Source organism: Streptomyces sp. NPDC054840, assembly GCF_053611065.1.
The window spans coordinates 1-10,445 of record NZ_JBSGZP010000221.1; the positions used below are offsets into that span (position 1 = coordinate 1).

Annotated in this window: 10 protein-coding genes and 1 pseudogene; 4 read left to right on the forward strand and 7 right to left on the reverse strand. The window is 70.5% G+C overall.

Going from position 1 to position 10,445, the window contains the following annotated elements; all coding sequences use genetic code 11:
* The 6 genes and pseudogenes from ACWGIU_RS17595 to ACWGIU_RS17620 form a co-directional block, all read right to left on the reverse strand.
* A partial coding sequence (locus ACWGIU_RS17595; RefSeq protein WP_453706769.1) for an aminoglycoside phosphotransferase family protein occupies positions 1-906 on the reverse strand: 906 nt, incomplete at its 3' end.
* 75 nt (positions 907-981) lie between these two features.
* Positions 982-1,533 (reverse strand): tyrosine-protein phosphatase, encoded by a 552-nt coding sequence (locus ACWGIU_RS17600; RefSeq protein WP_453706771.1) that lies wholly within the window; start codon positions 1,531-1,533, stop codon positions 982-984.
* Positions 1,534-1,585: 52 nt separating this feature from the next.
* Positions 1,586-1,747, reverse strand: a pseudogene (locus ACWGIU_RS17605) (tyrosine-protein phosphatase); the annotation flags it as partial.
* Positions 1,748-2,015: 268 nt separating this feature from the next.
* Positions 2,016-2,510, reverse strand: coding sequence for an HIT family protein (locus ACWGIU_RS17610; protein ID WP_453706773.1), 495 nt, complete (start codon positions 2,508-2,510; stop codon positions 2,016-2,018).
* Between the two features lie 235 nt (positions 2,511-2,745).
* Positions 2,746-3,102 (reverse strand): zinc ribbon domain-containing protein YjdM, encoded by a 357-nt coding sequence (locus tag ACWGIU_RS17615; RefSeq protein WP_453706775.1) that lies wholly within the window; start codon positions 3,100-3,102, stop codon positions 2,746-2,748.
* A 34-nt stretch (positions 3,103-3,136) separates the two neighbouring features.
* Positions 3,137-3,607 (reverse strand): hypothetical protein, encoded by a 471-nt coding sequence (locus tag ACWGIU_RS17620; protein WP_453706777.1) that lies wholly within the window; start codon positions 3,605-3,607, stop codon positions 3,137-3,139.
* A 166-nt stretch (positions 3,608-3,773) separates the two neighbouring features.
* Here ACWGIU_RS17620 and ACWGIU_RS17625 point away from each other — a divergent pair, with 166 nt between their 5' ends.
* Entirely contained in the window at positions 3,774-4,913 is a 1,140-nt protein-coding gene (locus ACWGIU_RS17625; protein ID WP_453706779.1) for a DUF418 domain-containing protein, read from the forward strand.
* A 227-nt stretch (positions 4,914-5,140) separates the two neighbouring features.
* Positions 5,141-5,599, forward strand: a complete 459-nt coding sequence (locus ACWGIU_RS17630) for an aromatic-ring hydroxylase C-terminal domain-containing protein (RefSeq protein ID WP_453706781.1) — start codon at positions 5,141-5,143, stop codon at positions 5,597-5,599.
* 143 nt (positions 5,600-5,742) lie between these two features.
* Here ACWGIU_RS17630 and ACWGIU_RS17635 read toward each other — a convergent pair whose 3' ends face one another.
* A complete protein-coding gene (locus ACWGIU_RS17635; RefSeq protein WP_453706783.1) occupies positions 5,743-6,579 on the reverse strand; it encodes a helix-turn-helix transcriptional regulator in 837 nt (278 codons plus the stop codon).
* Between the two features lie 241 nt (positions 6,580-6,820).
* Between ACWGIU_RS17635 and ACWGIU_RS17640 the strand changes: the two genes are divergently transcribed.
* Both ACWGIU_RS17640 and ACWGIU_RS17645 read left to right on the forward strand, forming a co-directional pair.
* On the forward strand, positions 6,821-8,017 hold the full coding sequence (locus ACWGIU_RS17640; RefSeq protein ID WP_453706785.1) for a serine hydrolase domain-containing protein: 1,197 nt from the start codon (positions 6,821-6,823) through the stop codon (positions 8,015-8,017).
* A gap of 313 nt (positions 8,018-8,330) precedes the next feature.
* On the forward strand, positions 8,331-10,397 hold the full coding sequence (locus tag ACWGIU_RS17645) for a galactose-binding domain-containing protein (RefSeq protein WP_453706787.1): 2,067 nt from the start codon (positions 8,331-8,333) through the stop codon (positions 10,395-10,397).
* Positions 10,398-10,445 lie beyond the last annotated feature (48 nt).

The window sequence follows — 10,445 nt, forward strand, 5'->3', positions numbered from 1 at the left end:
CCGCAGGGCGGCCTGGGCGGGTGGGCCCCAGGTGGGCTTGCCGCCCGGGCGTCCGTGGACGCCGGCCTCGCCGATGAGGATGCCGCCGAGGGCCCGCAGCACCGCCCAGCCGCGGGCGCGGCGCAGCGTCGCGTCGTCCGGGCCCGGCAGGTAGGCGGCATGGAAGCGGTCGCACGCGCCGTCCGGCAGCAGCACCCAGGGGGCGGCCAGGTCGCAGGCCGGATCGCCCACGCAGAGATCACCGAAGTCGATCACGCCGCAGAAGGTGCCGCCGGCGGTGAGGACATTGGCCGGATGGAGGTCGCCGTGCAGCCACATCGCCGGGCCCTCCCAGGCGGGCGCGGCGGCGGCGTCCTCCCAGACCGCCCGGACGGTGTCCGGGTCGGGGATCAGCCCCTGCTCGGTGGCGGAGGTGAGCCCGTCGGCGAATCCGTCGGCCTGGTCGGCGAGTGGCCCGCCGCGGCCGTAGTTGCCGACGGGCGCCCCTTCGGGAGCAGGTCGGTGAAGAGCCGTCAGGAAGGCGGCGAGGGCGTCGGCCGCGTCCGTGGCGTCGGTGGCGGGGGCGCGGTCGGCGGGCTCGCCGGGCACCCAGGTGGTGACGATCCAGGGGCGCGGAAACCTCTCGGAGGGCTCGCCGATGCGCTGCGGAACGGGAACCGGCAGCGGCAGGCCCGGGGCGAGGGCGGGCAGCCAGGCGTGCTCCTTGCGCAGCAGCGCGTCCGCGGTCGGCGTCGCCCAGGGCAGCCGGACGGCGAGGTCCTCCCCGAGCCGCCACAGCTGGTTGTCCCAGCCACGGGCACCGAACCGTACGGGCCGATCCGCCAGGTCGGGGTGCTGATCGCGTAACAGGTCCCGGACCAGGTCCGCGGTGACCTCTGTCCCGGCATGCGTCTCGGTATGTGTCATACGCACCAACCGTAGCCGGGGCCCCACCCGTGTGCCGATGGTAGGAGATGGGCCGGTGGCGCCACCAGAGCGACTTCACGTCGCGCGGACGCCCCCGCGGACGTCCTCGTGGGCACCGGTCAGCAGGCGTTCGCGCAGCTGCTCCACCGTCCGCTCCCGCAGCCCGACCCGGTCGGCGAGGTAGCCGCGCACGGATCCGTACCGGGCCTCCAGGTCCGCGAGCACCAACTCCATGATCACGGCGGGGGCGCGGCCGTAGCTCGGCCACTTCATGATCCGGTCCGGGTGGGCGGCCCGCCAGTCGGCGGCGAGCCGCTCGGTGGCCAGCTCGGTGAGCGCGAAGTCGGCGAGGACGTCCGCCCGGTCCACTCCGAGCAGGGTCAGCACGAAGGCTCCGATCAGCCCGGTCCGGTCCTTGCCCGAGGTGCAGTGGAAGACCACGGGGCCGGTCGCCTGCGCCACCTCCTCCAGGACCTGCCGTATCTCGCCGGCCCCGTCCTCGGTGACCTCGGCGAACCGGTCCGCGAGGTAACGCCAGGGGTCGGTGTCCGGGTCGATTTCGGCCTGGTCGTAGGGCCGGTGCTCGATGCTCAGGTTGACGTAGCGGAACCGCTCCGCCTCGGGCACCCCGCCCCTTGGCCTCGATCTCCCACGGATACCGCAGGTCGATGACGGTCCCGATCCCGAGCTTGAGGAACCGCTCCCAGTCGCCCCCCGCCAGCTTGCCGAGCGAGTCGGCCCGGTACAGCGTCCCCCACCGGACGGTCCGGCCGTCGGCGGACCGATAGCCGCCCATGTCACGGAAGTTGTGCAGACGCTCGAACTCGACGTGCCGCTCCATCGGATCTCTCCCCCGTATTCGGATTCCGACCCCAGCATGCCGCGCACCGGACGGGACTGGCGGGATCGGGTGCGCTGAAATGCCGGACCGTGGGAGTGCCGGGTGACCGGGGGGGGTGGCCGCCGCCGTACGACGCGTGCGCTCTCGCGAGCCTCGGCACGGGGTACGGCGCGTCACGAGCGCCGGTCGGGCCGGGCTCGGGCCTCGCCTTCCGGGCCGCCTGCCACCGCATGTTCGTGCGGGACCGGCCCGGGAACCCGCCCCGCCGTCAAGCTCCGCGTCCTTGCGGGCCGTAGGCCTCGGCGAGGACGGCGGTCAGCGCACGCGTGATGTCCGCCTGGAGATCCTCATGGCGCGGCCCGAGGCGGTGTTCGGGGGCTGTCCTCTCCTGCCCGTAGCGCCACACCGGGCCACGGCGGAACTCGGGAGGCTCCCAGTCGTAGCGGGGGTGGATGTGCCCGTGCAGGTGCTCCCACGAGTTGCCGAGCACCTCGTAGTTCAGCCGGCGGAAGCCTCCGTCCCGCTTCCCGCACACGGCCTCGACGGCCTCACCCAGCAGGGAAAGATCGAGCAGGAAGCGGACGCGTTCCGCCCGGGGCAGGTCGGTGAGGTGATCGGCCCGGCCCGCATACAACAGCAGGCAGTAGCCGGGAAGGTGCTGCGTGTCGCCGATCACGGCCCAACCGGTGCGCAGGCGCGCCAACACCGCGGGGTTCTCGCCGCGCTCGGCGGCGGCCAAGCGATCATCTGCCCATTGACTCATGTGTCCTGGATACCAGGCGGCGCCGGACAACGTCCCGGAACGGCGTAACAGGCCGTCTCCCCTCCCCTGTCGGCGGTTCCGCCTGGCGAGTCGCGGTGTTCGGCGACCCGGTAGCGGGTGGGGCCGAGGCCCTGGGCGGCGCCGGCGAGGAAGAGGGCGTCTCAGCGCTCCAGCGTCCCCCAGGCGCCTGCGCCTTCCACAGGCGCCTTCTTCCGTTCCCGACCGACGCCGCCCGTCAGACCTTCCTGACCACGCTGGACTTCAGCTGCATCGCACCGAACCCCTCGATCTTGCAATCGATGTCGTGGCCGTCGACGCCTTCCACCAGGCGGATGTTGCGCACCTTCGTGCCCGCCTTGATGCCCGACGCGCTGCCCTTGACCTTCAGGCCCTTGACCACCGTCACGGTGTCGCCGTCGGCCAGCACATTGCCGACCGCATCTTTGATCACCCGCTCCTCGGAGCCACCCCCGGACTCGCCGGGGGCGAGGGGCCACTCGTGGCCGCACTCGGGGCAGACCAGAAGCGCACCCATCTCGTAGGTGTACGCGCCCGCGCATTCGGGGCAGGGAGGCAGAGGGTTCTCAGTCACCCCGACAGTATATTTCAGAACCCATCGCAGCAGGTCAGCGGCCGATGCGGCGCACCGAGGCCCCGCTGGCCGTGAAACCGATGAACACTGTGGTGCCTGCGCCGGCTGACAGCTCGCTCCCGATGAAGGTCTGCACCAAGGCTCGGTCTGCCTCGAGCAATGTATCGGCGCTCGCTGCCATTGCTGCCCGGCCTGCTCCGAAGGGGAGCCATCCGGCGAGTGTGTCCAAGCCGGGGACAAAGCGCAGAGGGAATCCTGCGATATGTTCGCCGAGTACCGGCCACAGGACAAGCAGGAGCACTGCCGCAATACGGCTGCGGACCAGGGCTGCGACCGAGCCCGCAATCACCGGCCAGCAGGTCATGAAGATCGTGTATCCGAGGACTCCGGAAAGAGTCTGCGCCCATGCGGGCTGCGCTTTCCCGCTCAACGCCAGGGCAACCGTTGCGGACAAGGCGACCGTCTCCAGACCAAGGTGCGGTGCTCCTCCCGTCAGCTCTGCCAAGTCCGCCCGAGAACCGCTCGACCACGCTGGCCGCCTGTACGGCACGGGCAGGAGCCCGCACACCTACGACTACCTAGGGGAAGCAGTGCGCTTAACGGCCGAGCACACACGAGGAGACCAGCCGGCGCGAATACCGGAGGTCGACGCTCTGCGCGGGTTCGCGCTCATGGGCATCTTCCTGGTCAACGCGCTGATGATGGCCGGCCCGTACGGCCTCGGAGCCATCACGGACCCAGGGGCCTCTGCACTCGACCGGACCGCCGAGGGTGTCGTCCTGATCTTCGCGGTCGGCAAGTTCTACCTGATGTTCTCGTTCCTCTTCGGCTACAGCTTCACCCTCCAGCTGGCCTCCGCCGAACGCGCCGGCACGAGCGCCGTTCCCCGGCAACTGCGTCGCTCGCTCGGCCTGCTCGTCCTGGGAGTCCCACACGCCGTACTCCTCTACACCGGCGACATCCTCATGACGTACGCGGTGCTCAGCCTGATCCTCATAGCCGCACGCAACTGCACACCCGGCGCGGCACTGCGCGCCGCCCGGATCGTGTACGGCTGCCTCAGCGCCTGCCTGCTCCTTCTCGGCTTGGCGACCTTGCTCATGTCGGATGCCGAAACAGCCGAAGCGGACGCCGAACTCGCCGAAGGCTTGCCTGTACTGATCGCCGACTACCGCGGCGACGCATCGTCCGTCGTGCAGGCCAACATCAGCCAGCTGCCTGACCAACTCCTCGCCGCGCTGCTGATGGCCGGCTTCGTCATGGCGGCCTTCCTGGTCGGGCTGCACTGCGGCAAGCGGCGCCTGCTCGCCGACACGGACAACCACCACGCACAGATGCGCCGCATCTTCGTGCTCGGTGCCGCCGTCGGCCTGCCCGGCAGCCTCTTCATGGCCTTGACCGTCAGCGGCCTGCTCGGTCCGCGATGGTCAATCCTCGGCGAGATGGTGGGAACCGTCACAGCCCCCGCCCTCACCGCCGCATACATCTGCGGCATGCTCCTGCTCATGAAGACCGCCCGCGGCGTGCGCATCGCAGCGGTCTTTGCCCCCGCCGGCCGGATGGCCCTGACGAACTACCTGAGCCAGTCCCTGGTGATGGCCCTAGCCTTCACCGGCTACGGCCTGGCCCTGTACGACCACCTCAGCCCAGCCGTCGTCATACTCGGCGCACTCGTGCTCTACGCCGGTCAACTGGTCCTCAGCACATGGCTCACCGCGCGATACCGCTACGCCCCTGCCGAATGGCTCCTCCGCGCGATCACCCTCGCACGCCTTCCTCACGACCGTGACCGGTCAGCAGCCACACGGTGACGCACACCCCCACCCGTCCCACGTCCGCCGCAGCGGCACGAGTGGCCAAGGGCGCGAAGGCACATTGCCGAGCCGGCCGGTAGCCACTGGTTACTGCCTACCGAACGCTGAGGTGCACCGCCCTCCTGCTGAGCTCGCGCTCCCGCTCAGCGCGCGTGAGCTCAATGCGTAGCTGGTGTTCCAGCTCCGACGCACGGGCCAGCCGCTGCTGCCGCGGTGGTCAGCTGTTGGCTTCGACAATCCGGACGGGGCCGGGGACGAACCGCCGCCTCGCCGACCAGGTCTCGGCGCTCGGCACCGCCTACCCTGCGGCCCACCTCGGCGCCGATGCACAGGTCGGGCGCCGGATGCCCGACATCGGCCCGAGCGTGACCGGTACAGCCGCCTCGGCCGCGACGCGGGTGTACGAGCTCCTGCACCAGGGCGGCTACGTCCTGCTCCGCTTCACGGACGCACGGGACCCGCATCCGGAGTACGGGGTCGCGCCCGCCGGACGGGGCCCGCGGATCAGCGTCGTCACCGCCCGCGCGGCCGAGGAGCATCCCGAGCTCGGCGGGGTCCGCGAGGTCCGGGTCAGCCCGGACGGCCACGTCGCCTGGGCCACCCGTAGCGCCGACGCCGGGGTGCGTCGCACGGGGCGCGAGAGTGCACTCACGGCGCGGACGGCGCGGACCACCGCACCCTGAGAACGGGAGTGGAGGCGGCCCGGCCCGGCCGCCGCCGGGCAGTCAGGTCCTCCGGCCATGCGGTCAGTCGTTCGCCGGGCAGTCAGGTCCTCCGGCCATGCGGTCAGTCGTTCGCCGGGCAGTCAGGTCGTCAGGCCAGGCGGTCACTTCGTCCGGCGGGCCGCGTGCAGGCTGCCGAGCAGGGCGAGGCCTCGGGCGCTGGGGCTTCCCGGTTCGGCGTGGTAGATCACCAGTTGTTGGCCGGGCGCCCCGAGCACGGCGAACGACTGGAAGCCGAGCGAGAGCGGTCCGATGTCCGGGTGGTCGAGTTCCTTGGTGTCGCGGGTCTTGCCGCGGACGCAATGCGCGGCCCAGTGCGCCGCGAACTCCGGGCTGCGCCCATCGAGTTCCCGTATCAGGGCGGTGAGGCGCGGGTGGTGCGGGTCGAGGCCGGTCGCGTGGCGCAGGCCGGCCACCACCGCCTCGGCCGCACGGTCCCAGCGGACGAAGAACGACCGGGCCGCAGGGTCGAGGAACGTCATCCGCGCCAGGTTGTCCCGCTGCGCGAACGGGGAGAACAGCGCGTCGGCCGTCGCGTTGGCCGCCAGCACGTCGGTGGCGGGATCCAGGACGAAGGCCGGGGTGCCCGTGTACCCGTCCAGCAGTTGGCGCAGCGGGGCACCGATCGGCTCTCTCGGCCGGTGGGTACCGCGCCGGTCACCGTCCGGCGCGGTGCCCGCCAGCCGGAAGAGGTGTTCCCGTGCCGCGTCGTCCAGGCGCAGGGCGCCGCTGATCGCGTCAAGGATCTGCGGGGACGGGCCGCGTTCGCGCCCCTGTTCCAGCCGGGCGTAGTAGTCGCTGTTCATACCGGCCAGGACCGCGACCTCCTCGCGGCGCAGCCCTGCCACGCGGCGGCGTCCGTAGGAGACGAGTCCGACGTCGTTCGGCCGCAGGCGTGCGCGCCGGGCACGCAGGAAGTCTCCGAGATCGCTGCTGGTCACGGCTGCAGACTAGAGCGTGCCCCCGCGTGCGTGCCTGGGTGCGGAACACCCAGGCATGCACCGCTCCGCTGCGGCGGTGGGAACGGGGTGGGCGAGGCGGCTCGCCGGTGTAGCGGAACTGCCGTGCCTGATTGCCGCGTTCCCGCTCACGACGACGGCCGATCGGACCGATGATCTTGCGTAGGCTCGTGTCACGCGACCCCTTATGAACCCCCACCGGAGGATCATCGTGCCCCTGCCCATGAACCGGCGTCTGGCCCTCGGTGCGGCCCTGCTGGCGGTGACGGCCGCCCTGGCTCCGGCGACCACCGCCCACGCCGCCCCGATCACCCCCGACCTCGAAGCGCTGACACAGGCGTTGCGGAACACGACCGCCGCCGGTGCGCCGGGCGCGTTGGCCCGCTTCAGCGGACCCGGCGGGGTCAGCGTCCGGACGGTGGGGGTGGGCGACCGGACCACCGGATCGGGTATGGACCCGCAGGCCCGCTTCCGGATCGGAAGCGTCAGCAAGACGTTCACCTCCGTCGTCCTGCTGCAGTTGGTGGACGAGGGCCGGATCGATCTGGACGGCGCCGTCAACCAATACCTGCCCGGGCTGCTGCCCGATGACCGGATCACGGTGCGTCATCTGCTGACCCATCGCAGCGGGCTGGCGGACTACACGGACGCGATGTTCGAGCGGACCGTGCCGGGCTTCGAGGCCGTGCGCAACAAGGTGTTCGGCTACCGGGAGCTGGTGGATCTCTCGCTTCGCGCGCCGCGCACGACCGAGCCCGGCGTCACGTACAAGTACTCGAACACCAACTTCGTGGTCGTCGGCATGCTCATCGAGAAGGCCACCGGCAACGGCGTGGCCAGGGAGTACGAGCGGCGCATCATCAAGCCGCTGAAGCTGCGCAACACCTCCTACGTGCACCCCGGCACGCAGATCAAGGGACTGCACACCCGCGGCTACCTCCACCCCGACGAGGCCGGCGCACCACTGGTCGACTCCACCGAGCAGACGGTGTCGTGGGCCCAGTCGGCCGGCGCGGTGATCTCCAACCCCGCGGACCTGAACACCTTCACGTCCGCCCTCCTCGGCGGCCGCCTGCTGCCCGCCCGCATGCTGGACGCCATGCTCACCGTGACGCCGACCGACACGACGAACACCCGGTTCTACGGGCTCGGCCTGCGCCGCTACGACCTGTCGTGCGGCACCTCGGTCTACGGGCACACGGGTACCGTGCAGGGCTTCTACACCTACGCCTTCTCCACCCGCGACGGGCGCCGCTCCCTCTCCGCGATGGCGAACACCTCGAACAAGGGGGATGCGAACACGGCCCTCGGCGGGACCCTCGAAGCGGCGTTCTGCGGTAAGCCGGCCCCCAAGGTCACGGCGCGCGGATTCGGGTTCGCCCCGGCCGAGATGGACCTGCTGGAGCACAACTCGCGCTGACACCACTGCGCCGTCGCCCCGGGCGGGGCAGCCCGGCTCGCGTACTCCTCCCCGTACGCCGCCGGTCCGGGCTGCCCGGTCGGCGTATCCGCACGGCCTGCGAGCGGTGCGTGGGCCTTGTGAAGAATCGGCGCATCTGATGAATCATCAGGTCACCTGTCCCGGACTATTGACTCCGTCGACGGCAGTCGCGATTCTCGTCCCACCATTTGTGAGGTCCATGACAAGTCACGCCTGTGACCGTGACTCTTCATGCCTCCGAACGGATCCGGCTCCTCGACCGCGCCATCCGGCTGACCTTAAGACGTGAGTGATGACCATTTCTCGACACACGCACCACAGGCGTAGGCCCCTGGCGGTCCTGTCATTGCTCCTCGCCGTGGTGGCCATGGTGCTCGGCCCCGTACCCGCTTCCGCCGCCGATCCCGGCTGGTGGAACCCGGTCGCAAGGCCCGCACCCGACTCCGACATCAACGTCACGGGCGAGCCCTTCAAGGGCACCGACTCCCAGGGACGGGTCCGGGGCTTCGTCGACGCGCACGATCACCTGATGTCCAACGAGGGCTTCGGCGGCAGGCTCATCTGCGGCAAGCCGTTCTCCGAGGCGGGGGTGGCCGACGCGCTCAAGGACTGCCCCGAGCACTACCCCGACGGCACGCTCGCGATCTTCGACTTCATCACCAAGGGCGGTGACGGCAAGCACGACCCGAACGGCTGGCCGACCTTCAAGGACTGGCCCGCCCACGACTCGCTGACCCACCAGCAGAACTACTACGCCTGGGTCGAACGGGCCTGGCGCGGCGGTCAGCGCGTGCTCGTGAACGACCTCGTCACCAACGGCGTCATCTGCTCGGTCTACTTCTTCAAGGACCGCGGCTGCGACGAGATGACCGCCATCCGGCTCGAAGCGCAGAAGACCTACGACATGCAGGCCTACATCGACAAGATGTACGGCGGCCCGGGCAAGGGCTGGTTCCGGATCGTCACCGACTCCGCGCAGGCCCGCGATGTCGTCCAGCAGGGCAAACTGGCCGTCATCCTCGGAGTCGAGACCTCCGAGCCCTTCGGCTGCAAGCAGATCCTGGACATCGCGCAGTGCAGCAAGGCGGACATCGACCGCGGCTTGGACGAGCTGTACCGCCTCGGGGTGCGCAGCATGTTCCTGTGCCACAAGTTCGACAACGCCCTGTGCGGGGTCCGCTTCGACGAGGGCGCCCTCGGTACGGCCATCAACGTGGGCCAGTTCCTGTCGACCGGGACCTTCTGGAAGACCGAGAAGTGCACCGGCCCCCAGCACGACAACCCCATCGGACTGGCGGCCGCGCCCGAGGCCCAGAAGCAGCTCCCCGCGGGTGTGGCGGTTCCCTCGTACGCCGCCGACGCCCAGTGCAATACGCGCGGACTCACGGAACTGGGCGAGTACGCGGTCCGCGGCATGATGAAGCGCAAGATGATGCTCGAAGTCGACCACATGAGCGTGAAGGCCGCGGGCCGGTCCTTCGACATACTGGAGTCCGAGTCGTATCCGGGTGTGATCTCCTCGCACAGCTGGATGGACATGGACTGGACCGAGCGGGTCTACAAGCTCGGAGGTTTCATCGCCTCGTACATGAGCGGCGCCGAGGGATTCAGCGCCGAGGCGAAGCGGACGGACGCGCTGCGCGACAAGTACAACGTCGGCTACGGGTTCGGCACCGACATGAACGGCGTCGGCGGCTGGCCCGGACCGCGCGGGGCCGACACCCCGAACCCGGTGCGCTACCCGTTCCGCAGCACCGACGGCGGCTCCGTCATCGACCGGCAGACCACCGGCTCACGCACCTGGGACCTCAACACCGACGGCGCCTCGCACTACGGTCTGGTCCCCGACTGGATCGAGGACATCCGCCTCGTCGGCGGCCAGGGCGTGGTGGACGACCTCTTCAAGGGGGCCGAGTCCTACCTCACCACCTGGGGGAACTCCGAGAAGCACAGGTCCGGGGTGAACCTCGCCACGGGCTCGCCGGCCTCGGCGTCGAGCGCGGAGTGGTGGAACCCCTTCGTGAACTTCTCCCCGGGCCGGGCCGTGGACGGGGACTCGGGCTCCCGCTGGGCGAGCGAGTGGAACGACGACCAGTGGCTGCGCATCGACCTCGGATCCGCGAACCGGGTGGGGCGCATCACCCTCGACTGGGAGGCCGCGTACGGGAAGGCGTACCGCATCGAGGTCTCCACCGACGACACGAACTGGCAGACGGTCTGGTCCACGACCGCGAGTGACGGCGGCCTGGACACGGCCCGCTTCTCCGGGGTGCCGGCCCGCTACGTCCGCGTCCAGGGACTCCAACGCGCGACCAAGTGGGGGTACTCGCTCCACGAGGTCGGCGTCTACAGCAGCTGATCCGCCGAGCGGGAATCCAGGGGCCGGGGCCGGCCGGATCTGCTGATC

Coding starts and splice junctions, on each gene's coding strand:
- ACWGIU_RS17610 (WP_453706773.1), bottom strand. CDS start 2,510: ATGAGTCAATGGGCAGATGATCGCTTGGCCGCCGCCGAGCGCGGCGAG.
- ACWGIU_RS17625 (WP_453706779.1), top strand. CDS start 3,774: ATGGGCATCTTCCTGGTCAACGCGCTGATGATGGCCGGCCCGTACGGC.
- ACWGIU_RS17640 (WP_453706785.1), top strand. CDS start 6,821: ATGAACCGGCGTCTGGCCCTCGGTGCGGCCCTGCTGGCGGTGACGGCC.
- ACWGIU_RS17645 (WP_453706787.1), top strand. CDS start 8,331: ATGACCATTTCTCGACACACGCACCACAGGCGTAGGCCCCTGGCGGTC.